Genomic DNA, 21,995 nt, shown 5'->3' on the forward strand with positions numbered 1-21,995 from the left:
GCAGCCCCCAGGTAAGGGATGGGACGGGTAGGGGCGGCGGGGGCGAGAAAACCCGTCCACCCCTGGCGCACCGTCCACGCGTTACGGCAGCCGCACGTTCAGCCGGTAGAACCGAGTCGTCTGGGCCGCGTTCTGGTTGTCGTCGCTGACCAGGAGGACGCGCAGGCCGTCGGGGCCGTGACCCGTGATCGTCATGCCCTCGATGTTGTCGAGCAGCGGGTTCGGCTGGGGCTGCTTGGCGGTCGCTCCGAGGGTGGGGCAGGTCACAAGGTCGGTGAGGAGGGTCTTCTTCACCAGCCGTACGTCCGCCTGGCCCGTGAGGTTCTCGACACCGCTGGTGTCCGTGGCGCGCCGCGGGTCCGCGAGGTAGAGGCGGACCGTGTTGCCGACGCCGGAGGTGAAGCCGCGCTCCAGGACCAGCAGCCGCCCGTCGGGGAGGGCGGTGGTCTCCACGACGCCCAGGCCGCTGTCGGCGCGGTAGCCGTACTGGGCCGAGAGCCGGAAGTCCTGGCCGCGGCCCCGGTCCCAGGTCTGGAAGCGGACGATCCCGGCGCTGTCACCGGAGAGGGCGTACTCCATGGAGGCGAGCAGGGTGCGCCCGCCGGGCAGGAGTGTCAGGCCCTCGAAGGTGCCGTTCGTGACGGCCCGCCCCGCGGGAGCGACCCGGAGCGCGTCCGGTACGGGCAGGCTGTCAGCCAGGAGGTGGCCCTCACGGTCGTACCGGCGTACGGACGGCCCGATCTCGGAGCTGATGAGCAGCGTGCCGGTGGGGGTCCCCCCGCTCGAGCGAAGCCGAGAGTGGGGGAGGTCGACGACCACGCCCTCGGAGTCGAGTTCGGCGCCCTTGTCGTCGGCGAGCGGGGCGACGCCCGTCGGCCGGAGGGTGCGCGGGTCGAGGGTGAAGAGGGCGGAGCGGTCGGAGACCGCGGCGAGGGAACCGTCGCGGTTCACCGCGAGAGCGGAGAGGTTGCCGACGAAGGTGCCCTCGTACGTCGTCTTGTCGAGCGCGTCGGAGAAGCTGTCGATGGAGACGGCGGGCGAACAGGCGTGTGACTGTGGTGCGTTGGCGTGGACCGGTCCGGCGGCACCGAGCGTGGTGGCGGCCGCCAGGGTGGCGGTGACGGTCGCGAGGCGGGTTCTGAGACTTCTGGAGCGCATGCCCGTCACGGTAGGACGGGCTGGGTGCTGCCGGGTGGACTCCCCGTGAATGTCAGGGATTTCAGCCGCCGGCCGGCGGCACGGGCACGGAGGCCTCCCTGGGCTGGTCCGTGGGGACGTACCGCTGGGTGCTCGCGCTGCTGGTGACCGGTACGAGGTCCTTGTGGATGGCCTTCGCGATGCCCTGGATGGTGGTCACTCCGTAGTTCATGGTGCTGTTGCCGTGGGTGAGGACGGAGATCATGTAGTCGTGTCCGGCGCCCTTGAAGGTGCCGATGCTGTGCACACGCCAGCCGTACGTGGCACGGGACAGCCAGCCGTTCTTGACGTGCACGGAGACGGTGGAGGGCGCCCCGGCCGGCGTACCCCAGCGCTGCGAGGAGACGACCTGGCCCATCAGCTTCAGGATGTACGCGCGGGAGTTGTCGCTCAGCACGGAGTTCTTCGCGGTGACGAGCTTGAGCAGCTTCTGCTCGTCCTGGACGGTGATCTGAGTGAGGCCCCAGTAGCCGTTCGCGCCCGGCTTGGTCTGCGTCATGCCGGCGGCGGTCAGGAAGCCCTTGATCTTCGTCATCCCGAGCTGCCGCCACAGGGTGCTGGTGGCCGTGTTGTCGGACTTGGTGATCATGGCCTTGGAGAGGTCCGCCTCACGCTGGGTGAGGTAGCGGTTGTGCTTCTTCGCGTCCCAGAGGAGCGTGGCGAGCACGGTCACCTTGACGACGCTGGCCGAGTCGAAGGCCGTACTGCCGCGCAGGGTGCAGGTCGTTCCGGTGGCTCTGTCGTAGAGCCCGACGGCTATGGTCCCGTTGCGGTTGGCCAGGGCCGCGGTGATGTCCCGTCGCAGCTTCTCGGCGAGGCCGGCCCGCCCGGACGTACAGCTGACCTGTGGTGTGGCCGCCGCGGCGGGTGCCGCCGCGGCCACGAACGGCAGAAGCAGTCCGGCGCCGAGGGCCCCGGCGATCACACGCGCACGCCTGGTTGTCCGGTGAGTCATGGAGTCTTCCCATCCCCTGGAAGCGATGTGAGCGCGCTGGTGGCGCACTCGCCTCCTTTGACTCGCATGTATGGCCGACAGTTGTATGTGCGCTGGGTCACCGGGACCGTGCTCGACAGACACGGCGGCCCGGACCGGCTACCGTCGCGGCCCCGCGAAGGCGTAGGCCACGGTGCCGGCGACCGTGAGGACCAGGGCCGTCCAGGTGCCCGCCTCCGTACCGGGTGGCAGCAGCATCCAGGCCGCCACCTGCGTCGGCGCACTCGTCGGGGGCGGGGCGAAGAACGAGAACGAGAGCCAGGCGAACGGCAGCGTCCACGCGTACTGGCCGCCCGAGAGCGCCGCGCCCAGGGCGACCAGTCCCATCAGGCCCGCGCTGTCCCGGACGACGAACGCGGTGGTGGCCATGTCCTCGCCCATGGTCTGCATGGTCAGCAGCACCGCGGCGACGACCGCGCCGGCGAGCAGCACGTGCGCCGCTCTGCGGGGCACCCAGCGGATCGCGGCCGTCCGGTCCAGCGCGAGGTCCTGCCCGCTGAGCCCGATCGAGGCTGCCATCGCCCCGGTGGCGAGGAAGAGCACGGGCAGCCGCGGATCACCGGGCCCCTCGCCCCCGTTCCGGGCGAGTGCCCACACCGCCACCGCGCTGATCACCACCGCGGCGAGCGACGCGGGTACCTGACGCGAGCGCGCGTACAGCGTCAGCCATCTCACCGGGACGCACCGCCGTTCAGCGCCTCGAACGCGTCGCCCTCGCAGGAGAGCGCGGCGGCGCGCATCGCGTTGATCCGCGAGTGCTGCTCGGCCCGCGGAAGCGCCTTGAGTTCCTTCCACACCGGGCGGGTCTCGGCGTCGACCTCGCGGCGCAGACTCGCCGGCAATGTGCCGGGAAGTGCCTTGAGGTCCCCGAGGACCCAGGCCGCCGCGACAGTCTGCGCGTACAGATCTCCTCCCACGCCGGCCCATCCGACGGGGGTGCACCCCGGCACCATGCCTTTGGCGATCAGGGCCCGGGTCAGCTCCTCGCCCTTCGCGGCGGCGACGATGTCGTCGTCGAAGTCGAGGAGCACGGTCTCGCGGGACCACTGCGGCGTGGAACCGTCCGGCAGCAGGGCGGTGTTCTCCCTGACCGAGACCGGCGCCTGGCCGCCCAGGGCGCCGTGCAGCAGGCGCAGCGCCTCCTTGCCGGGACCCGCCAGGTCGGCGAGCCGGGCCTGGTGCGTCCTTGTCACGCACACCGGGCCGTCGCACACCAACTCCGCGGCGGCCTTGTCGACGACGTACATCCGGCGCGGGTCGGAGGGGAGGACGAGCAGGGCGAGCGCCGCGCCCGCCAGGACGGGCGTCAGGGCGATCAGCCGGGCGCGCGGGCTCGCGGCGACCAGCAGCGCGAAGCCGGTCGCAGCCATGCCGAGCACCCAGATCGTCTGCCCGACGTGCACGGAGGCGGAGAGCGTGACGAGCACGTTGCGCACCTCTTCCACCGCCGGTGACAGCAGGGAGATCCGGTTCGGCTCCGTGTTCGTGATCCCCTCCGCCGTGGTCGTCTCCGTCCGCCCCACCGACATGTTCATGAGAGCCGTGAACACGAAGGCGCCTATGGCCAGCGCGGGCGGGGTGAGCGCGGACGGCAGGGCCCGCCCGGCACCCATGCCCAGCACGGCGCCCGCGACGAGGAAGAGTGCCCCCACCAACGAGATCGGCAGCCACCCGAGGTGCGTGTACTCGGTGTGGGCGAGCACCTGGACCCCGCCCACGAGGACGAGGAGCGCAAAGGCGGAGGCCAGCGTGATCGCCGTCGTGCCCGCCAGCGCGGCGGCGCGGTGCCATGCGGGACGCGGTGTGGTCGTCAGCAGCTCGGACATCTTCGAGCGGTGGTCGCGCAGGCCCTGCAGCGCGCCGAGTCCCACGGCGAGGGGCCACAGGTAGAACAGCAGGGCGCGGGTCCACAGGGCCATGGGCGTCCACTGGGCCGTCCACGCCGTGGTGCCGCTCCGCCACCCGGCATTCAGCAGGTACAGGAACGCCAGCGAGGCCCCCAGGACCAGGACACCGGCCCACGGGGCGACGGAACGCCTCAGCTCGATACGCAGAACACGGCCGTTCACCAGGTGCCCCTTTCCTGCTCGGGGCGCAGCAGCAGCGCCGAGTAGCCGCGCTCCAGCGGGGAGTCGCCCACGTGCTCGGGGCCGCCCGCCGCGGCCAGTTCGTCAGGGGTGCCCTGGAAGACCAGCCGGCCCTGGGCGAAGAGCACCACGTCGGTGCAGGCGGCGGCGACGTCCTCCACCAGATGGGTCGAGACGAGCACGCAGGTGTCCGTACCCAGTTCCTGCAGCAGCTCGCGGAAGCGCAGCCGCTGTGCCGGGTCCAGGCCGACCGTCGGCTCGTCCAGCAGCAGGATCGTCGGGTCGTTGACGATGGCCTGGGCGATGCCGACCCGCCGCACCATGCCGCCCGACAGGGCCTTCATCCGCTCGTCGGCGCGGTCCGCCAGGCCCACCCGCTCCACGGCGCGCTGCACCGCCGCCGGGATGTCCGCCTTGGGCACCTCCTTCAGCCACGCCATGTACTCAATGAACTCGCGCACCGTGAAGCGCTTGTAGTAGCCGAACTCCTGCGGCAGGTAGCCGATCCGGCGGCGCAGCGCACGGTGCTCACCCCGGCCGCCCACGGACTCTCCGAGCAGCTCAAGGGTGCCCTCGGCGGGGCGCAGCACGGTGGCCAGCGCCCGGATGAGGGTGGTCTTGCCCGCCCCGTTGGGTCCGAGGAGGCCGTGTACACCGGTGCCCAGCGACAGGTCGAGCCCGTCGACGGCCATCCGTTTCCGGCCGGCTCTGACCTTCAGCCCGGTGGCCTGGATCTGCCAGGCGTAGGCCGTCGGTGCGATGTCGGCCGCGCTGTACGCGGGCGTCATGTGATGGTCCTTTCCGATGTTCCGATGGTCAACGGTGGGCTCCCAGCACGGAGTACGCGCCCTTGCGGGCGATCACGACACCGATGCCGAGCGCGCAGATCAGCCCCCACACCGGCAGACCATCCGTCTGCAGGGCGAAGGTCGTACGGCTCGTGGCCAGGGTCGGCGCCACGATCACGCCGGCCCACACGGTCACCAGCGCGAGGGCGGCACGATTCACGCCGACGACACCGCCGAGCGCGAGGGTCGCCGAGGTGAAGGCCAGACAGGGCAGCAGCCACTGCGCAGCCGTCACCCCCGTCGCCCATCCCCCCAGCGACAGCACGGGTACGACCACGACGAGCACGGACGCGGTGCGCCGCAGCACCAGGTGGAGCCCGGCTCTGGGCACCGAGGCCGTCAGCTCGTACGCCGGGTCGAGGCCGCGCGACCACGACGCCGCGACGCCGAACACGGGCAGGACCGGGGCGAGCAGCAGCACCAGCGACACCTCGCCGGAGCCGGAGCCGAAGCCGGAGCCGGAGCCGGTGTCGACCATGTCGAGCAGGAGCGCGAGCAGCGTCACGCTCGCGACCATGGCCAGCCAGGGCACCATCGTGGGCGTCAGCCACTTCGACAGCCGCGCCGACCAGCGCCGTCGGCGCGGCATCGGGCCGGTGGCGGCCAGCTCGGGTTCGAGACCGGACCACACGGTGTCGACCAGCGCCGAGACGTCCGGCCTCCGCACCGCGACGGCGGGCGCCTGCGCCGCAGCAGCACCGGCCTGCGCCATGACGGCGGCCGACAGCCGGTCACGGCACACCCGGCACTTCTCCAGATGGGCCTCCAGGGCCCACACCTCATCGGCGGCGATGTCCGCGCCGCCGCGCGCGTAACCGTCGATGATCCGCATCGACGCGTGTTCCCCGCTCATGCCAGCGCCTTCCGCATCGCGATCCGGGCCCGGCGGGCGCGGGTCTTGACCGTGCCCTCGGGCAGCCCGAGCAGGACCGCGGTCTCCCGGACGGACAGCCCGTCGAGCACCATGGCCTGCAGTACCTGTCTGAGCTCCGGCGCGAGGCGCCGCAGCGCGTCCCCGACGTCACCGCCGACGGTCGCCGCGAGCGCCTCCTCCTCGGCGGCGGGCGCCATGGGCTGCGAGGCGGCCGCGAGCGGCGGCTCCGCGTGGTGGGCCCTGCGCCGGAACGCGTCGACGAGGCGGCGCGCCGCGATCGTCCACAGCCAGCCGACGGCGGTTCCTCCGGCCGCGGACCCGGCGAACGCACCCGCCGCGCGCCACACCGCCAGATACGTCTCCTGCATGACCTCGGCGACGATCTGCTCGTCGACGCAACGGCGGCTCAGCCGTACCGCCATCCACGGCGCGGTGCGCCGGTACAGCTCCTCGAACGCCACGCGGTCGCCCTTGGCCACCAGCCGGACGAGACCCTCCTCGTCCAGCTCGCCCGGTGCCTTCCTGAGTGCTCTCACACCCGCAAGACGCGGGGCCCGCGCGACAGGTTTTCTCCGTGGCGTGACCTGCGTCACACACGGGACACTCGGGAACCTCGTGCCGTCAACAGGGTCGCGCCAACACAGGGTTTGGGGTACGACGAGCTGCAGGCAATGGGTTGTTTCTGCTTACCTGCTCGGCCTCTTCACCTCTGGCGCTGTGACGCCCCGTCACGTTGGTCGTCTCACGGCGAACCGCTACAGAAAGTCGAATCACCGTGCTCGCAATGGAACTGGCCTCGGGTGCCGACGATGCCGCCTCGGCCATCGTGGTCGGCTGCCTTCTGCTTGCTGTCGCCGTCATCGCCTACGGGTTCGTCGCCCGAGAACGCATGGCGAACCCCGGGCGATCCCCGAGCCGCACCGGCCCCGACAGCGCCGAACGCGGTTTGTCCCGGACCGTGCTCTTCGGGGGCGTCGCGGTCGTGATCGGCCACATCGTCGGATCAGCCACTCGGAACCGGTGGGCATTCCACTGGGACCTCGCACTCGAGATCCTGGTATCTGCCTCGGCACTGCACTTCTACGAGTTCGTGGCGAAGTGGCGGGAACCGACTCCTACGACTCGTCGGATCTCCGTCGCAGGACTCATGCTCATGGCCTTCGCCGGCAGCGCGTCAGCGGCATACACGAATGGAATCCTGTAAGGACGGCCTCGGCTGCCGACCACAGTTCACTCTGCTCCGGCCGAGATGTCCCCCGGCCGGAGCAGGCCGACGAGAAGGATCCCCATGAACTCGCCCAGCCCCCTCCTGGTCGTCCTCGGCATTCTGTGGACCGCAGCTGCGGCTGCCGCAGTGATCACATCCATCGTGCTCTCCGTCCGAGCCAATCGGCGACAGACAGCTTCCGCCGCCTGGACGCCGTTCGGCCCGGGCTTCCTGGCCACAGCAATAGCGGCCATCGCCGGATACGCAGTCGCCGTCGTCGCCACAGGCCACTTCTCTCCCACCTCCGCCGCCTTCAGCATTCTGTGGCCCGCCATGGCCGCCGCGGCCCTCGCCTACGCGGCAGGAACGCGCACCCGCTCCTGGCCCCGATGGGCCACCGTCGCCTTCGCCGCCGCGGGTGCGGTTCTCTACGGATCACAGTCCATGTGACCTCTCGAAGCGGCGGGCCGGGGCCTCCCATGCACGGTGGTGGCACCGCCGTGCAGCAGCCGGCAGCGCATGAACGCCCTCGGCCACAACCAGCACGTAGACCTTGGATAAGGTGCGGAGCACTCTGGCTGCCGAAGCTGAACCGCGCCGCTGGATGGAAGGCGTCGAGGGCATAGCCACACCCCATGGTGTGACACCGCGCTCGCCGGCCTCCGCCGATGCACCAGTGCGGCCGCGAGCCGCGATCCGAATGGGGTGGGGAATGTCCAGACACAGGTTGTCCAAGAGAGGCCGTTACATCGCGTGGGCCACGACGGGTGTCGTCGTGGTCGCCGGCGCCGGGATCGCGGCGCAGACCTCCATGGCCGCCCCGAGCTGGCCGGCGCAGAAGACGTACACGGGCCGGGCGTTCGACACCTGCACGGCCCCTTCCCTCGCCGCGATGAAGGCCTGGAAGACCGGCTTCTACGGAGCCGCCGCCGTCTACATCGGGGGCAAGAACCGTGGCTGCGCCCAACCCAACCTCACCGCGTCCTGGGTGAAGTCCGTCAGCGCTGCCGGCTGGAAGCTGATCCCGCTCTATGTCGGCGCCCAGCCGCCCTGCCAGACCAGCAGGAACCCGGAGAGGTTCACCGCCTCCACGGCAGCTTCCATCGGGGCGAGCAACGCCAAGGACGCCGTCGCCAAGGCGACCGCCCTTGGCATGAAGCCCGGCAGCCCCATCTACCTCAACATGGAGTCGTACGACATCACGAACAAGGCGTGCAACGATGCCACCCTGACGTACGTGCGCTCCTTCACCAAGACCCTGCGGGCGGAGATGTACCGCGCCGGGTTCTACGGCTTCAGCAGCTCCAGCGCCAAGGCCATCGCCACCGCCACCAATCGGACCGACCTCCCCGGCAACCTCTGGTACGCGCTGTGGAACAACAAGAACACCACCACCGCCGACTGGCCCTGGGACCCCAAGCTGTACACCGACCACAGCCGCGCCCACCAGTACATGGTCAACAGCAAGGAGACCCGCGGCGGCCACACCATCACCGTCGACCGCAACGCCTGGGACGCCCCGGTCGCCATCACCGGATAACAGGTACGCCCGGATCAGCCCTCGATATTCCGACAGTTCACCCGGGGATTTCTCCCCCTCTCCAAACCCGGGTGAACTGACGCTGTATGGGGTGAATCAGTCCCCCTGTCGAGGATGATCGGCCCGGCCATGACCCCTCCTCGAGTCACGGTCGGGGCGACCACGCACTCTTGTCCGATTCGGCGCGGACCGGCAGGGGCGGGCGCTTCTTCCAGTCCAAGGCTGCCTCGAAGCTCGCCACATCGGGATCGCGGTGGACGGGTACGGGAAGACGGGCGCCGCGGCTTTCGGCGATCCGGTGCACGTCGGCCAGTGACTCGGCCATCCGGGCGAGCAGGAACCGGAGTTGCGCGGAGGTGGCCCGACGGTCGGCCAGTATGTGGGCTGCGTGGTCAAGGAGGCCCTCCGCCATGCCGAGCTGGAGCCTCTCGACGGTGTCGGCCATCCGGGAGACGTATCCGGCTCCGTCCGTCACTACGTAACAGGGTTTGCCCTCCGGCCCCACCCAGGGCAACAGCCGCGTCACACTCCCGCCCTCGGTGTCGTACGTCATCCCGTCACCTCCAGGCCGTGGATCAGCTCGTGGGCGACGAGGTAGGGGCGGACCAGGGCGTTGTCCTCGCCGCGCAGGAGACGGGAGCCGACGCCCCGGGTGGTGGGACGCGCGGCATGCCGAGCCGTAGGGCGGCGGCCCGCTCGGGCGGCGTGGCGGCGGCGGCGTCCGCGTCCGGGAAGCAGGTGCCGCAGCAGCGGCTCCAGGAGACGGGCGATGCGGTGACTCACGTCGTCAACTCCGTGTATCCGTATAGGCGATGAGGGCGTCGCTTTGTGTAGCGATCCGATTACACAGTGGGACGTGTCGGGTTAGGCTCGCCAGGGGGTTGCAGGTGACGGAGTACTGGTCACGAGGGAGTTGACACGGTGGGCAGCATCTACGGCGACTGGCTCAAGGAACAGCGCGAGACAGCGGGGCTGACGCAGCAGCAACTGGCCGACATGGCAATCATGACGCGCTCGCACATCGCCCATATCGAGGCGGGGCGCCGGGTGCCTTCGAAGGAGGACGCGCGGCGGCTGGACAGGGCGCTGGGTACGGGGAATGTGCTGAGCAGTTTTCTGCCGCAGGACGATGTGGCGATCGCCGACTACTTCGAGGCGGCGCGGGCGCTCGAACAACAGGCGGTGATGATCCGGGAGTTCGCGTTGTCGTTCGTCCCGGGCATCCTCCAGACGAAGAGGTACGCAAGTGCGGTGCTGACGACGTCGTTCCCTCCGGTGAGTGAGAAGGAGCGTGACAGGCGCCTCGTCACGCGCCTGGAGCGGGCGAAGCTCCTCGACGATCCGGAGACGCCCGTAGTCTGGGCGCTGCTGGACGAGGCCGTGCTGCGGCGCCGGATCGGCGGTCCGGATGTCATGGCGGAGCAGCTCGGCCACCTCGTGCGCCTCGCCGAGATCGGCCGGATCCAGCTCCACGTGCTGCCGTTCGCGCTGGGCGTCCACCCGCTGCTCAGCAACATGCTCACGCTGATGTGGTTCGAGGACCAGCCACCCATGGCCTACGGCGAGGGCCTGTGGATGGGGAGGATCCATGACCACCCGACCGTGGTCCGGGAACTTCAGCATCGCTACGATTTCGCACTGGGCAACGCACTTCCCCTCAAGGAATCCCTGGCTCTACTCAGGGCGACAGCAAGGGAGTATGAGCGCCATGACTGACGGAACCATTCCGAACGCGGCGGCACTGAACGGCTGGCGGAAGTCCTCCCACAGCAATGACCAGGCCGGCAGCTGCCTGGAGGTCCTCGACAACCACCCCTCCGGCGTCCCCGTCCGCGACTCCAAGAACCCCCACGGACCTGCCCTGCTCTTCTCGGCGCCCGGCTGGTCCTCGTTCGTCACAGCGGTGAGCCGCGGCGAGTTCCCCTCCTGAGCGTCCACAGCCGACGACAACGTCCAAGGCCGCCCGCCGATCGCGCCGGCGCACAGGGAAACTCGAAGATCCCCGGCAGAGTCGGGCTAGTAGGGCACTGTGCTGCACCAGGTCTCTGCCCAGACGGAAGCGCCGTACTTGTTGGCCGCGCGCACGGTGATGCAGATCTCGTCGCCCGAGAACGGGCCGTTGATCGTGTAGCTGGTGTTGCTGGTGGAGTAGACGGTGTCGACGTTCTTCGCGGTGAAGTTGCTGCCCTTGTTGGTGTAGTGGATGTCGTAGCGGGTCGCGCGGGAGACCGCCGCCCAGCTCGCCTTGATCGGCATGTTGCACGCTCCGATGCAGCCGTGCGTGTACTCGAGTTTGTAGCTCTTCAGATCAGGCGGCGGGGAGCCGGCGGACGAACCGGAGGAACTCGAGGAACGGCGGGAACCGGAGGAACCCGAGGAACCCGAGGACGAGTCACCGGAGCCGGACGAGCCGCTGACGGAGGTGTCCCCTCCGGCCGCACCTGCGCTTCCGCTGCCTCCCTCCGCCTTGTCGACGTTCGTGACGTCCTTGCCGCCATCGGAACCCTTTCCCTTCTTGTCCTTCTTGTCCTTCTCATCCTTCCCGTCGGATGTCTTGGACGGTGAACCACTGGGCGCCCCAGGCGAGTTACTCCCATCCGGCGTGGGGCTCAGGCTGCCGCCCGGGGCCTGGGCGTGGGATCCGCCCCGATCGCTGCTCCAGGGCTGGAGCACGACCATCGTGGTCCCACCGGCGGTGAGGACGACGACCACGGGCAGGGCGATGAAGACTCGGCGGCGGCGCGGGCGGCGTTCACGCTCTTTCGGCTCGGCGCCGCCGCTGCCCGGCGCGACGACCACGGGCGGCTCGGACCGCGGGCGCAGGTCCGCGGGCGCCCGGTCCGCGGACTCCTCGCGCAGCGGCCGTACCTCGGCGTCGAGCAGCTCGGCGGCCCGCTGCGCGATGCGTGCGAGGACGTCGGCGGGCAGCCACGCCTTGCCGGCGGCCGACGGCCGGGCCCGCTCCGGGTCGGCCAACAGTTCGTCCACATCGGGCCGTTGCCCGGCGTCCTTGGTCAGACACCGCGTGATGAGGGCCCGCAGAGCGGAGTCCTCGACGCCCTCCAGATCCGGCTCGTCCTGCACGATCTGGTACATGACCGCGTGCCCGTTGCCGGCCCCGTGCCCGAAGGGCAGCCGACCCGTCGCCGCGTACGTGAGCACACACCCGAGGGTGAACACATCGCTCTTGGGCCCGGCGCGCTCCCCCAGGACCTGCTCCGGCGACATGAAGCCGGGCGTGCCGATGACCATCCCCGTACTGGTCAGAAGCGACTCGCCGGAGGTCTTCAGGGCCCGCGCGATCCCGAAGTCGATGACCTTGACCCCGTCCACGGTCAGCATGACGTTCGACGGCTTCAGGTCGCGGTGCACGATCCCCGCGTCATGGATGTCCTCCAGGGCACGCAGCAACCCGTTGGCGAGGGTGTGCAGGGACTCGGCGGGCAACGGGCCGTACCCCCGCACGACCTGCTCCAGCGAGAGACCCGGCACATACCCGGTGACGACCCACGGTGGCTCCTCGTCGGGCCCGGCGTCGAGCACGGGTGCCGTGTACCGCTCGGCGACCCGGCTCGCGGCCTCGATCTCCCGCCGGAACCGCGCCCGGAACCGCGCGTCCGACACATGCTCCTCGTGCACCACCTTCACGGCGACGGTGCGCCCGCCGTCGGACCGCGCGAGGAACACCCTCCCCATGCCACCGGCGCCGAGCCGCCCGAGCAGCAGGTACGACCCGATCCGCGCCGGGTCCAAGGCGGTGAGCGGTTCGATGCCCCCGCCGAAGCGGTCGTCCCGCCGGGTCTCTCGCTCGCCGCGCTCGTCCCCATTCGTACCGCTCATACTGGTATGACTCCCCCGCCTCTTGGCGCCTGGTCGATCGGTGTACCACCGTTGAGAGTGGAGGTCGTTGGTGACCCCGGTGAAAACGAGGCCGCTCGGGCGGCGGCAACGGTTCTTTTGGTTGGTGGTTGCGGGCGAGTACCGGGGTCTGCGGTGGCAACTCGCCCACAACTACGCGTTCAACTGCTGGAACGCTCGCGTCGGCGGTGCTGGGGTTCCCGCGTTGTCTCTCTTGTCATTTGCGCCAGAAAAGGTGGTGCGTCACGCCGCTCGGGCTGGGCACGGCCTCCATGTGGAACCGGTCCAGCAGCTGTGCGGGCGAGTCCCAGAGGCGTAGCCCGGACCCGAGCTTCACCGGTGAGACGGCCACATGCATGGTGTCGACGAGGTCGGCGTCGAGGAACTCCCGGATGGTGGTCACGCCGCCGCCGAGCCGGACGTCCTGGCCCTGCGCGGCCTCCCGCGCCCGCGCGAGAACGGTGGCGGGGTCGCCGTCCACGAAATGGAACGTGGTGTCGGAGAGCGTGAACGATGGACGCTTGTGGTGGGTCAGGACGAACACCGGCGTGTGGAAGGGCGGCTCGTCACCCCACCAGCCGCGCCACTCGTGGTCGCGCCACGGGCCGCGCTGGGGTCCGAACTTGTTGCGGCCCATGATCTCGGCGCCGATGTTGTGACTGAAGTCCCGGGTGAAGTAGTCGTCGAGGCCCCGGCTTCCCCCGGGCTCGGTGCGGTTGGGCCAGCTCGCCGTGGCGCCGGCCCAGGCGAAGAGCCTTCCCGGATCGATGTTGTGGCCGAAAGGCCGCTCCAGGCTCTGGTCCTCGCCGGCGGCGACGCCGTCGCTCGAGATGGTGAAGTTCTGCACTCGCAGCAGCTGATCCATGTGTTCCCTCATCAGGTCCTGTCGCCTCCCCGTATGGCGATGCGTCCTACGTCAGGATGTCGAACGGGACGTGGCTGGATCGACAACGACGCCCTCGGGTATGACCTCGCCGTCGGCGATCGCGCAGAGGTGCTCGATACGGGCCTTCCTTGTGGCGTGGTCGGGATCGCGCGAGGCCTTCCGGGTCTTCACGCGTTGAAAGGAGACGCCCTCCTCGCGAAGCAGGACGGGCAGGCCCTCGTGGCTGATGTCGTCGACCACCTCTCACGAACCCGTACACGTTCTGCCACCCGGACAGACTCATGGTGACGCACTGCCTGCGCCGGCGCCCGAGCGGCGCGTCACATCACAACAGGGCAGACGCTGCCTGATACGGCGCTGGATGCCCGCCGATGACGTGGCGCGATGCGGTCTCGATGCCGCCGGCTCCCGGATTGCGGCGGCCGCCGACGGGAGGCAGGGTGGTGTCGAGACCGTTGGGGCGAGGCAGAAGGCACTCGGCCTGTCACGGATGCGGGTTGTGGCATGTCCTCATCGCGAAGCGAGTCGTGTGAGCAGGGAACCGGCGACCTTGGTCACAGCCGAACGAATGGGTCGGTACACCGGTCCAGAAATGCGGTGGCCGACGCAAGATCATCCATTCGGGCAGGCTTACGGAGGTGTGGTACATGTCAGCGACCCCAGAGCACGGGAGCGCCCACGAGGTCTCCTTGCCGCCCGAAGTCAAGTTGCTGCAGGAAGTCACTCCGCCCTTCTTTCCCGAAGGTGGTTCGGGAATGACCATCCTCGTCGAGTGGCCTCCCAGTCACCCCGGGCTCCCTCCGCATCGCCACTCGGGCCCGTCGTTCGGCTACGTGATGGAGGGCGCGCTCCGGTTCGAGCTCGAGGGCGAGCCGGAGCGTGTGGTCGAGGCCGGTGGGACGTTCTGGGAGCCAGGCGGTGACCTGATCCACTACCAGGACGGCAACGCCCTGTCGGACGCACAGACCAAGTTCGTGGTGACCATGGTGTGCGCGCCGGGCCAGCCGATGCTCACGCTGGTCGACGAGGAGGAGCTGAAGGAACGGGCGCACCTGCGCGCCCCGCGTCCCTCCGAGGGCTGACCCGCGAGATCGACACGAGTGCAGAATTCGGCAGCGGGAGTGTCTTCAGAGTCCCGTCCGCCCGGCGCTGTGTGGTGGGCACGCTCCCTGGGGCATTCCGGGAGGGACGGGCTCCGCGGAACCGCGCCGCGCCACGAACACGAACTCCCCGCCCGGCCGGTCGGGTGCGTCGCGTACGTCCTCGACGACGAAGCCGTGCTCGTGCAAGTCCCGCTCGATCTCCGTACGTTCGCGGAAGCGAAGTGTCGATTCCGAGGTCAGCACGTCCCCGTCCGCAGCGAACACGTGCGTACCCCGGAAGCTCACCAGCGGCAGGCTCACGTCCGTCAGCTCGGCCCAGCTCTCGACGTGGCCGACGCCCGGGATGTGCGTCATGCGGTACGTGGTCTCGCGCGTCCACTCCGCCCATTCCTCCCACAGGCGCTGCGCCGGATCGCGCGTCTCGAAGACAAGCCGTCCGCCGGGCCGCAGCGCCTCGTACGCGCCGCGCAGCGTCGTACGCCACGCCTGCGGATCGGCGATCGCCTGGGCGACGTTCCCGGTCATCGTCACCAGGTCGATCTGCAGGGGCGGCAGGTCCCCCGCGTCGCCGTCGAGCCAGCGCACCCGCTCCGCGCCCGGCTTGCCACGCGCGACGTCGACGGACGCCCGCGCGGGATCGATCCCGGTGACCGTAATCCCGCGTTCGGCGAGCAGCAGCGCGAACACGCCCGTACCGCACCCGATGTCCAGTACGGACCGCGCGCCGAACTCCTGCGCCATCGCGAGATACGCGTCGAGATCGCTGCGGTCCGAATTGAGCGGGTCGTAGATGGCGGCAAGGCGCGGATGCCCGAAAGCTGCGTCAACCATGGAGGCGAACGTATGTGGCCCCGAGCCCGCGCGGCCACTGCTTTTTCGGGTCACGGCGCCAAGCGGGCGCGGCGAAGTGCGCCGCTGATCCCGACGCCCCTGAAGACGGACCCCAGCCAGCTCTCGATCATCACTGCCGCGATGTCATCGCACCCCGGACGGCAACCGAGAAGCCCCTGCACGTGCCGCCCTTGACGACGCTGCCGGGCGCGGCAGAGCCGGATCGGCGGGGTTCACGAGGGCACGATCGACATCCCGCCGACTGGGCCCACGCTCGGAACACAAGGACCGCGCAACGCAACTCACCGCGCACGGCGAGAAGTTCACATTCGTCCAGCTGCGCCCGACCCACCGGATTCCGACACACAACCGACGCCCACCCTTCACCCACCCACTACATGCACATGTCACCCTCCTGTCCGTCGGCCGCTCATTCAACCCGCGTAGAACGGACACCCCCTATGCCCGCCACGCACATACGCCGCCGGAGAATCCTGGCGCTGACGGCCTCGGCCCTGCTCACCGGCCTCGCTCTGCCGACGGCCACCGCCTCGCCCGCCGCCGCGACGACGACCGCGTACGACGACACGTACTACGCGAACGCGATCGGCAAGACCGGTACGGCCCTCAAGGGCTCCCTGCACACGATCATCAGCAAGCAGACGAAGATCTCGTACTCGGCGGTCTGGGAGGCGCTGAAGGTCACCGACCAGGACCCGAACAACAGCAGCAACGTGAAGCTGCTCTACTCGGGCATCTCCCGCAGCAAGTCGCTGAACGGCGGCAACGTGGGCGACTGGAACCGCGAGCACGTGTGGGCACAGTCCCACGGCGACTTCGGCACCTCCGCCGGACCCGGCACCGACCTGCACCACCTGCGCCCCGAGGACGTGCAGGTCAACTCCACCCGCGGCAACAAGGACTTCGACAACGGCGGCAGCCCCTTCACCAACAGCGGCGGCAGCCTCACCGACTCCAACTCCTTCGAGCCGCGTGACGCGGTCAAGGGCGACGTGGCCCGCATGATCCTCTACATGGCCGTGCGCTACGAGGGCGGCGACGGCTGGCCCGACCTGGAGCCCAACGACGCCGTCACCAACGGCAGCGTCCCCCTCCACGGCCGCCTCTCCGTGCTGAAGCAGTGGAACGACGAGGACCCGCCGGACTCCTTCGAGGAGCGCCGCAACGAGCTCATCTACAACACGTACCAGGGCAACCGCAACCCGTTCATCGACCACCCGGAGTGGGTGGAATCGATCTGGTAGGCCCGTCCGGCGACTCGGCTGAACTCCCCGTCCACCGTGCGGAGTCCAGCCGAGTACGCCGTATCGGGTCACATCAGCGGAACCAGAAGAAGATCGTGTCGGGGGTCCGCCCCATCTTCTGGGCGCTCTCCCACTCGTCGGCCTCGAACCGCATGAGCTCGGCGAACCTGGCCGCCGTGTCGCGGTAGTCGGGGCCCAGGCGGTGGAGGACGGCCTCGTACGAGCCGGCGAGCTCGGCGGCCCGCTGGGCCGGGAACGTGCCGATCTGCGGGAAGGCGTCGCCGGGGTGGGGCAGGCGGAGCGGCGGGCCGCTGAACAGGAACGTGCCCGGCAGGAGGTCCACCGGCACGCCGTACCGGGCCAGTTCGTCGCCCAGGGCGAAGAACCACGAGGGACGGTGCCACGCGCCGAGGTCGGTGGTGTCGGAGAAGTGCGATGCCACCACATGCCGGAAGGCGTACATATAGGCGGGGCACACGTTCGTTGAGACCACGCCCTCGATCAGTTCCTCCAGGGCCCGCGCCACGGAGACACCGAAGGCGATGCCCTGCTCCCGTAAGCGGAGGTCGGTCTGCATGCATTGCTCGCGTATGAGCCCGAGGCGCCGCTCCTGGTCCGCGGTCCGTTCCACCGCGGTGAGCAGCCTGACCACCTCACGCATGTCACCGGTGCTCATGTCGAGGCAGTAGCCCATGAATTCCTCCCCCAGCTTCGCCGGTCATGATCGTCGTTCCATGATCCACATGGGCGACCGGGGATGTTCACGGGGGTGGGTGCCGCAGAGCCAGAGCCGTAGCCCTGAGCCGTGGCCCCTGACTTTACGTCAGGGGCCACGGGAGTACGGCCGGTCAGCGCAGGCTGTACCCGAACAGCGCGTCCGTGGCGGGCGCGGACACGTCGCCGGGGCCGAAGGCGAGGGCGGACGTCGTGGTCAGGCCGGTGGACGTGCCGCGCAGCACCCAGACCGCGCCGTTGTCGCTGTTCTCGGCGGTGGAGGCGACGGCGATGTCACGGTGGCCGTCGCCGTTGACGTCGAGGAGCGCGGTGGTGGCACCGAACTCGTCGCCCGTCTCGGCGACTCCGGGCACGCCCTCGGTGTTCTGGTGGAAGACCTGGCTGCCGGTACCGGTGAAGCCGGAGGCGCTGCCGGGCACCAGGGCGAACGAACCGGCGTCGGTGAGGCCGCTGAAGTCCTCGCCGGGGATGCCGAGCGCGATGTCGGCGTAGCCGTCGCCGTTCACGTCGTCCACGGACACGGCGGCACCGAGGCGGTCACCCTCCTCCTCCACCCCGTAGAAGCCGGGCAGGTCCTGGTCGAAGGACTTCGTGTTCGCCTCGGACGGGCCGTTGGCCGAGCCGTAGGCGACACGGACCTTGTCGCTCCAGCCGTCGACGCCGACCACCACGTCGTCGTAGCCGTCACCGTTCACGTCGCCCACGCCGGTTCCCGGGGCGTCGACGGTCGTGCCGTCGCCGGGGGCCCAGGACTTGGTGAAGCCCGACGCGCCGCCCAACAGCAGCCGGCTGCCCCAGGTCCCGTCACCGGTGTAGATCCACTGGACGATGTCGTCCTTGCCGTCGCCGTTGATGTCGCCGACCTCGCCGGAGCGGATCGGCCCGGTGATGGAGTCGGGGCCGTCCTCGCAGCCGCTGCCGGTGGCGCAGGACGCGTCGTCCTCGCCGTAGCCCCACCACTCGGACTTGTCGAGGATGTTGAGCACGGCGGCGGGCGTGCCGGTCCGTGAGATCGGGCCCTTCCACAGGGCGGCCTTGGCGCTCGGCGGGTCGTCGCCCGCGACGGTGCTGTGGGCGAACAGCGCGAGGTCGGTCTTGCCGTCCCCGTCGAAGTCACCGGCCTGCGGGGCCTGCCCGTATCCGGCCAGGTTCGTGCCGCCGGTGAGCCCGGAGGCGGAACCCCACATCACGACGGAGCCCGCCTTGCCGCCCGCGATCACCAGGTCCCCGTACCCGTCGCCGTCCAGGTCGCCCTTGGTGAAGGTCAGCCCGAAGCGCTCGCCCGCGGTGGCGGAGCCGGGTATGCCGCTGGTCGAACGGCTCACGATCTTCTTGTTCGCGGTGGACAGCCCGTTGGCCGAGCCGTACATGACGGCGACGTAGCCGGCCTTCGCCTTGTCGGACACCGTGGCGTTCGGCGCCCCGATGACGAGGTCGGCGTAGCCGTCACCGTTGAAGTCGTCCTGGACGTCCACCGACGCTGCGGCGGCGGCCTGGGCCGGGGCTCCGGTGAGGGCCCAGGCGCTGAGCCCTCCGGCGAGCAGCACCGCGGCGGCCAACGGCGAGCTCAGCCGTGCGGTACGGATCCTGCGTCCTGCTCGGGACATACAACTGCCTCTCAAACTGGTCGAGTTCAAAAACGGCACGCGCCGCGCGCCGCACCCCCACACAGTTCGACGAGGAAGATGCGTCTCCCGTTGTACGCCCGAATGTCATTGTTGTGTAACCAGCCGTACGCCACATGGTGCACTCACGGACAGTCGCTGTTCACTTATCGTCCGGGCGTCCGTCGCCCAGATGCGTGGGCGCGAACATCCGCAGTACCGCCGGTAGAAGCACGACCGAGGGCCCGGGTGTCGCGAAGGCCCTCGCCAGGTCGGCCTCCAGCGTCTCGGGAGACGTCCGCACCCCCGGCACGCCGAACGACTCCGCCAGGGCGACGAAGTCCGGGCGACCCAGCTCCGTGGCCGTCGCCTCTCCGAACGCGTCGGTCATGTACTCGCGCAGGATGCCGTAGCCGCCGTCGTCGACGATCAGCCAGGTGACGTTCAGGTCGTGCTGCCGTGCGGTGGCCAGTTCGGCGATCGAGTACAGGGCCCCGCCGTCGCCGGACACCGCGAGCACGGGGTGCGTCGGGTCGGCCGCCGCCGCGCCGAGGGCCGCCGGGAAGGCGTAGCCGAGGCCGCCCGCGCCCTGGGCCGAGTGCATGGTGTTCGGGAAACGGGCGTCGAAGGCCGACCACGCCCAGTAGGACAGGATCGTCATGTCCCAGAACGAGGGCGACCGGGCGGGCAGCGCCCGGCGTACGGACACCAACAGGTCTTGTTCCAGGGCGAGTTGCTGGGAGTCGAGGCGCGCCCGTACCCGGTCGAGAACCGTCCGGACCCGATCCGGCGCCGTCTCGTCCTCGCGCGGCTCGACCGTCTCCAGCAGTGCCTGGAGCGCGAGTCGCGCGTCCGCGTGGATGCCCAGCGCCGGGTGGTTGGACTCCAGCTTGCCGAGGTCGGCCTCGATCTGGACGACACGGCCCCGTGGGGTGAACGTGTGGTAGTTGGAGGACAGTTCGCCCAGGCCCGAGCCGACCACCAGGAGGACGTCCGCGTCCTCGAGGAAGTCCGTGGTGTGCCGGTCCTCCAGCCAGGACTGGAGGGAGAGGGGGTGCGTCCAGGGGAACGCGCCCTTGCCGCCGAAGGTGGTGACCACGGGGGCGTTCAGCTTCTCGGCCAGCTGCCTCAGCTTGCCCGACGCGTCCGCCCGGACGACTCCCCCGCCCGCGATGATCGCCGGGCGGGCGGCATGGGACAGCAGGTGCGCCGCGACCGCCGTCAGTTCGGGACGCGGAGGCAGCTCCCGCGGTGTCGCGTCCACGGCAGTCACCGCCGGAAGGAGCGTCGTGGCCAGCAGCACGTCCTGGGGGATCTCCACCCACACCGGGCCGTGGGGCGCCGTCAGCGCCGACTGCCAGGCGGCGGCGATCGCCGAGGGGATCTGGGACTGGGTGCGGACCGTGTGAACGGACTTGACGACACCCCTGAAGGAGGCCGCCTGGTCGGGGAGTTCGTGCAGGTAGCCGTGACGGCCGCCACCCAGACCGGCCGTCGGGATCTGGCTGCTGATCGCGAGCACGGGGGCCGAGGCGGCGGCCGCTTCCTGCAACGCCGCGAGCGACGTCAGCGCGCCCGGCCCCGTCGACAGCAGCAGCGGCGCGGCCTCGCCGGTGATCCGGCCGTACGCGTCCGCCGCGAACCCGGCGTTGTTCTCCACCCTCAGGCCCACGTACCGCAGGTCGGAGCGGCGCAGCGCGTCGAACATGCCGAGCGCGTGCTGGCCGGGCAGGCCGAAGACGGTGGTCGCGCCGAGGCCCGCGAGAGTCTCCACGACCAGGTCTCCGCCGTTGCGTCCCGGAGGAGGATTCAGGGCCGCCGAGATCTGCGCCGGCGTGGGGCGGAGCTCCAGGTCGTGGTCGTGGGTCACTGCGCTGCCTTCATCGCTGCCTTCACCTTCGCTGCCTTCATCGCTGCCTTCGCCTTCACTGCCTACGCTGCCCTCTCCCCGGCGATCCGGCGGGACATGATCGTGGTGAGCTCGTACGCCGTGTGCGAGGCCGCCACCGACGTGATCTCGGCGTGATCGTACGCGGGCGCCACCTCGACGACGTCGGCGGAGACCAGGTTGCAGGACGCCAGTCCGCGCAGGATCTCCAGGAGCTCCCGGGAGGTCATGCCGCCCGCCTCGGGGGTGCCCGTGCCGGGCGCGTGGGCCGGGTCGAGGCAGTCGATGTCGACGGAGATGTAGAGCGGGCGGTCGCCGATGCGCTGCCGGAGCTGGTCGGCCACCTCGTCGACACCGCGGCGCATCACATCCGCCGACGTCACGATGCCGAAGCCCATTTTGGCGTCGTCGTCCAGGTCCTGCTTGCCGTACAGCGGCCCGCGCGTGCCCACGTGCGAGAGCGCCTCGGTGTCGAGGATGCCCTCCTCCACCGCACGTCGGAAGGGCGTCCCGTGCGTGTACTCGGCGCCGAAGTACGTGTCCCAGGTGTCGAGGTGGGCATCGAAGTGGAGCAGCGCCACCGGGCCGTGCTTCTTCGCCACCGAGCGCAGCAGCGGCAGCGCGATGGTGTGGTCGCCGCCCAGCGTCATCAGGCGCGCGCCCGTGCCGAGCAGTTCGTCGGCCGCCGCCTCGACGGTCTCCACGGCCTCGTTGATGTCGAAGGGGTTGACGGCGATGTCGCCGCCGTCCGCCACCTGCGCCAGCGCGAACGGGGAGGCGTCCTGCGCCGGATTGTAGGGGCGCAGCAGCCGGGACGCCTCGCGGATCGCGTTGCCGCCGAAGCGGGCGCCCGGCCGGTACGAGACGCCCGAGTCGAACGGCACGCCCACGACGGCGACGTCGGCCCGTCCGCCGACCTCGTCGAGCCGGGGCAGCCGGGCGAAGGTCGCGGGCCCCGCGTACCGCGGGATGCGGGACGAGTCGACGGGGCCGCGGGGGTGGCTGCCACCGGCTGCCGGGTTCTCGGTGCTGCTCATTGCGGGGGTTCTCCAGGGGTGCGGGTGCCGGGGGTGCGGGT

At 70.2% G+C, this 21,995-nt stretch carries 22 protein-coding genes and 2 pseudogenes; 7 read left to right on the forward strand and 17 right to left on the reverse strand.

Annotated features, from left to right (window positions below; all coding sequences use genetic code 11):
• Positions 1-81 precede the first annotated feature (81 nt).
• The 7 genes from FPZ41_RS31635 to FPZ41_RS31665 form a co-directional block, all read right to left on the reverse strand.
• Entirely contained in the window at positions 82-1,158 is a 1,077-nt protein-coding gene (locus FPZ41_RS31635; protein ID WP_152867051.1) for an esterase-like activity of phytase family protein, read from the reverse strand.
• 61 nt (positions 1,159-1,219) lie between these two features.
• Positions 1,220-2,152 (reverse strand): serine hydrolase, encoded by a 933-nt coding sequence (locus tag FPZ41_RS31640; RefSeq protein ID WP_152867052.1) that lies wholly within the window; start codon positions 2,150-2,152, stop codon positions 1,220-1,222.
• Between the two features lie 138 nt (positions 2,153-2,290).
• Positions 2,291-2,866 (reverse strand): hypothetical protein, encoded by a 576-nt coding sequence (locus FPZ41_RS31645; RefSeq protein ID WP_322620965.1) that lies wholly within the window; start codon positions 2,864-2,866, stop codon positions 2,291-2,293.
• Entirely contained in the window at positions 2,863-4,260 is a 1,398-nt protein-coding gene (locus tag FPZ41_RS31650) for a hypothetical protein (RefSeq protein WP_322620966.1), read from the reverse strand. The genes FPZ41_RS31645 and FPZ41_RS31650 overlap by 4 nt, the downstream gene beginning before the upstream one ends.
• Positions 4,257-5,066, reverse strand: coding sequence for an ABC transporter ATP-binding protein (locus FPZ41_RS31655; protein ID WP_152867054.1), 810 nt, complete (start codon positions 5,064-5,066; stop codon positions 4,257-4,259). The genes FPZ41_RS31650 and FPZ41_RS31655 overlap by 4 nt, the downstream gene beginning before the upstream one ends.
• A gap of 28 nt (positions 5,067-5,094) precedes the next feature.
• Positions 5,095-5,979 carry a zf-HC2 domain-containing protein gene (locus tag FPZ41_RS31660; RefSeq protein WP_152867055.1) on the reverse strand — a complete coding sequence of 295 codons (885 nt, stop codon included), beginning with the start codon at positions 5,977-5,979 and terminating at the stop codon, positions 5,095-5,097.
• The gene (locus FPZ41_RS31665; RefSeq protein WP_322620967.1) at positions 5,976-6,536 is read right to left on the reverse strand and encodes an RNA polymerase sigma factor; all 561 of its coding nucleotides are present in this window, start codon (positions 6,534-6,536) and stop codon (positions 5,976-5,978) included. Before FPZ41_RS31665 ends, FPZ41_RS31660 begins: the two co-directional genes overlap by 4 nt.
• Before the next feature lie 248 nt (positions 6,537-6,784).
• Here FPZ41_RS31665 and FPZ41_RS31670 point away from each other — a divergent pair, with 248 nt between their 5' ends.
• The 3 genes from FPZ41_RS31670 to FPZ41_RS31680 all read left to right on the forward strand — a co-directional run bounded on the left by FPZ41_RS31670 (position 6,785) and on the right by FPZ41_RS31680 (position 8,747).
• Positions 6,785-7,204, forward strand: a complete 420-nt coding sequence (locus FPZ41_RS31670) for a hypothetical protein (protein WP_152867056.1) — start codon at positions 6,785-6,787, stop codon at positions 7,202-7,204.
• Positions 7,205-7,288: 84 nt separating this feature from the next.
• Positions 7,289-7,657, forward strand: a complete 369-nt coding sequence (locus FPZ41_RS31675; RefSeq protein WP_152867057.1) for a hypothetical protein — start codon at positions 7,289-7,291, stop codon at positions 7,655-7,657.
• A 262-nt stretch (positions 7,658-7,919) separates the two neighbouring features.
• Positions 7,920-8,747 (forward strand): glycoside hydrolase domain-containing protein, encoded by an 828-nt coding sequence (locus tag FPZ41_RS31680; RefSeq protein WP_152867058.1) that lies wholly within the window; start codon positions 7,920-7,922, stop codon positions 8,745-8,747.
• A 256-nt stretch (positions 8,748-9,003) separates the two neighbouring features.
• On the opposite strand, the pseudogene FPZ41_RS31685 reads toward FPZ41_RS31680, so the two are convergent.
• Together FPZ41_RS31685 and FPZ41_RS47385 are read right to left on the reverse strand one after the other, a co-directional pair.
• A pseudogene (locus FPZ41_RS31685) lies at positions 9,004-9,300 on the reverse strand (hypothetical protein); the annotation flags it as partial.
• The gene (locus FPZ41_RS47385) at positions 9,297-9,530 is read right to left on the reverse strand and encodes a hypothetical protein (RefSeq protein WP_194236274.1); all 234 of its coding nucleotides are present in this window, start codon (positions 9,528-9,530) and stop codon (positions 9,297-9,299) included. The pseudogene FPZ41_RS31685 and the gene FPZ41_RS47385, both read right to left, overlap by 4 nt.
• Positions 9,531-9,668: 138 nt before the next feature.
• On the opposite strand from FPZ41_RS47385, the gene FPZ41_RS31690 reads away from it, so the two are divergent.
• Both FPZ41_RS31690 and FPZ41_RS31695 read left to right on the forward strand, forming a co-directional pair.
• Positions 9,669-10,463: a helix-turn-helix domain-containing protein gene (locus FPZ41_RS31690; RefSeq protein WP_322620968.1), complete on the forward strand. Its 795-nt coding sequence runs from the start codon at positions 9,669-9,671 to the stop codon at positions 10,461-10,463.
• A complete protein-coding gene (locus FPZ41_RS31695; protein WP_152867059.1) occupies positions 10,456-10,677 on the forward strand; it encodes a DUF397 domain-containing protein in 222 nt (73 codons plus the stop codon). The genes FPZ41_RS31690 and FPZ41_RS31695 overlap by 8 nt, the downstream gene beginning before the upstream one ends.
• Positions 10,678-10,763: 86 nt before the next feature.
• Here FPZ41_RS31695 and FPZ41_RS31700 read toward each other — a convergent pair whose 3' ends face one another.
• From FPZ41_RS31700 to FPZ41_RS31710, 3 genes and pseudogenes are all read right to left on the reverse strand, one after another.
• The gene (locus FPZ41_RS31700; RefSeq protein ID WP_152867060.1) at positions 10,764-12,587 is read right to left on the reverse strand and encodes a serine/threonine protein kinase; all 1,824 of its coding nucleotides are present in this window, start codon (positions 12,585-12,587) and stop codon (positions 10,764-10,766) included.
• Between the two features lie 235 nt (positions 12,588-12,822).
• Positions 12,823-13,470 carry a dihydrofolate reductase family protein gene (locus tag FPZ41_RS31705; RefSeq protein WP_152867061.1) on the reverse strand — a complete coding sequence of 216 codons (648 nt, stop codon included), beginning with the start codon at positions 13,468-13,470 and terminating at the stop codon, positions 12,823-12,825.
• 93 nt (positions 13,471-13,563) lie between these two features.
• Positions 13,564-13,731, reverse strand: a pseudogene (locus FPZ41_RS31710) (IS630 family transposase); the annotation flags it as partial.
• A gap of 407 nt (positions 13,732-14,138) precedes the next feature.
• Here FPZ41_RS31710 and FPZ41_RS31715 point away from each other — a divergent pair.
• The gene (locus FPZ41_RS31715) at positions 14,139-14,573 is read left to right on the forward strand and encodes a cupin domain-containing protein (protein ID WP_194236275.1); all 435 of its coding nucleotides are present in this window, start codon (positions 14,139-14,141) and stop codon (positions 14,571-14,573) included.
• Positions 14,574-14,618: 45 nt separating this feature from the next.
• On the opposite strand, the gene FPZ41_RS31720 is transcribed toward FPZ41_RS31715, so the two are convergent.
• On the reverse strand, positions 14,619-15,425 hold the full coding sequence (locus tag FPZ41_RS31720; protein ID WP_152867063.1) for a class I SAM-dependent methyltransferase: 807 nt from the start codon (positions 15,423-15,425) through the stop codon (positions 14,619-14,621).
• 461 nt (positions 15,426-15,886) lie between these two features.
• On the opposite strand from FPZ41_RS31720, the gene FPZ41_RS31725 reads away from it, so the two are divergent.
• A complete protein-coding gene (locus FPZ41_RS31725) occupies positions 15,887-16,690 on the forward strand; it encodes an endonuclease I family protein (protein ID WP_152867064.1) in 804 nt (267 codons plus the stop codon).
• A gap of 73 nt (positions 16,691-16,763) precedes the next feature.
• Here FPZ41_RS31725 and FPZ41_RS31730 read toward each other — a convergent pair whose 3' ends face one another.
• From FPZ41_RS31730 to speB, 4 genes are all read right to left on the reverse strand, one after another.
• Positions 16,764-17,384, reverse strand: a complete 621-nt coding sequence (locus FPZ41_RS31730; protein WP_152867065.1) for a DUF7691 family protein — start codon at positions 17,382-17,384, stop codon at positions 16,764-16,766.
• Between the two features lie 154 nt (positions 17,385-17,538).
• Positions 17,539-19,032: an FG-GAP-like repeat-containing protein gene (locus FPZ41_RS31735; protein ID WP_152867066.1), complete on the reverse strand. Its 1,494-nt coding sequence runs from the start codon at positions 19,030-19,032 to the stop codon at positions 17,539-17,541.
• Positions 19,033-19,192: 160 nt separating this feature from the next.
• On the reverse strand, positions 19,193-20,899 hold the full coding sequence (locus FPZ41_RS31740; protein ID WP_322620969.1) for a thiamine pyrophosphate-binding protein: 1,707 nt from the start codon (positions 20,897-20,899) through the stop codon (positions 19,193-19,195).
• 62 nt (positions 20,900-20,961) lie between these two features.
• The gene (speB, locus tag FPZ41_RS31745) at positions 20,962-21,954 is read right to left on the reverse strand and encodes an agmatinase (RefSeq protein ID WP_152867067.1); all 993 of its coding nucleotides are present in this window, start codon (positions 21,952-21,954) and stop codon (positions 20,962-20,964) included.
• Positions 21,955-21,995 lie beyond the last annotated feature (41 nt).

This window comes from Streptomyces acidicola (assembly GCF_009377235.1).
GTDB classification, from domain to species: Bacteria; Actinomycetota; Actinomycetes; order Streptomycetales; family Streptomycetaceae; genus Streptomyces; species Streptomyces acidicola.

Bases quoted from the DNA above. Each gene is read 5' to 3' on its own strand.
- FPZ41_RS31635 (WP_152867051.1), bottom strand. From the start codon at position 1,158: ATGCGCTCCAGAAGTCTCAGAACCCGCCTCGCGACCGTCACCGCCACC.
- FPZ41_RS31640 (WP_152867052.1), bottom strand. From the start codon at position 2,152: ATGACTCACCGGACAACCAGGCGTGCGCGTGTGATCGCCGGGGCCCTC.
- FPZ41_RS31655 (WP_152867054.1), bottom strand. From the start codon at position 5,066: ATGACGCCCGCGTACAGCGCGGCCGACATCGCACCGACGGCCTACGCC.
- FPZ41_RS31660 (WP_152867055.1), bottom strand. From the start codon at position 5,979: ATGAGCGGGGAACACGCGTCGATGCGGATCATCGACGGTTACGCGCGC.
- FPZ41_RS31670 (WP_152867056.1), top strand. From the start codon at position 6,785: ATGGAACTGGCCTCGGGTGCCGACGATGCCGCCTCGGCCATCGTGGTC.
- FPZ41_RS31675 (WP_152867057.1), top strand. From the start codon at position 7,289: ATGAACTCGCCCAGCCCCCTCCTGGTCGTCCTCGGCATTCTGTGGACC.
- FPZ41_RS31680 (WP_152867058.1), top strand. From the start codon at position 7,920: ATGTCCAGACACAGGTTGTCCAAGAGAGGCCGTTACATCGCGTGGGCC.
- FPZ41_RS31695 (WP_152867059.1), top strand. From the start codon at position 10,456: ATGACTGACGGAACCATTCCGAACGCGGCGGCACTGAACGGCTGGCGG.
- FPZ41_RS31700 (WP_152867060.1), bottom strand. From the start codon at position 12,587: ATGAGCGGTACGAATGGGGACGAGCGCGGCGAGCGAGAGACCCGGCGG.
- FPZ41_RS31705 (WP_152867061.1), bottom strand. From the start codon at position 13,470: ATGGATCAGCTGCTGCGAGTGCAGAACTTCACCATCTCGAGCGACGGC.
- FPZ41_RS31715 (WP_194236275.1), top strand. From the start codon at position 14,139: ATGTCAGCGACCCCAGAGCACGGGAGCGCCCACGAGGTCTCCTTGCCG.
- FPZ41_RS31720 (WP_152867063.1), bottom strand. From the start codon at position 15,425: ATGGTTGACGCAGCTTTCGGGCATCCGCGCCTTGCCGCCATCTACGAC.
- FPZ41_RS31725 (WP_152867064.1), top strand. From the start codon at position 15,887: ATGCCCGCCACGCACATACGCCGCCGGAGAATCCTGGCGCTGACGGCC.
- FPZ41_RS31730 (WP_152867065.1), bottom strand. From the start codon at position 17,384: ATGGGCTACTGCCTCGACATGAGCACCGGTGACATGCGTGAGGTGGTC.
- FPZ41_RS31735 (WP_152867066.1), bottom strand. From the start codon at position 19,032: ATGTCCCGAGCAGGACGCAGGATCCGTACCGCACGGCTGAGCTCGCCG.
- speB (WP_152867067.1), bottom strand. From the start codon at position 21,954: ATGAGCAGCACCGAGAACCCGGCAGCCGGTGGCAGCCACCCCCGCGGC.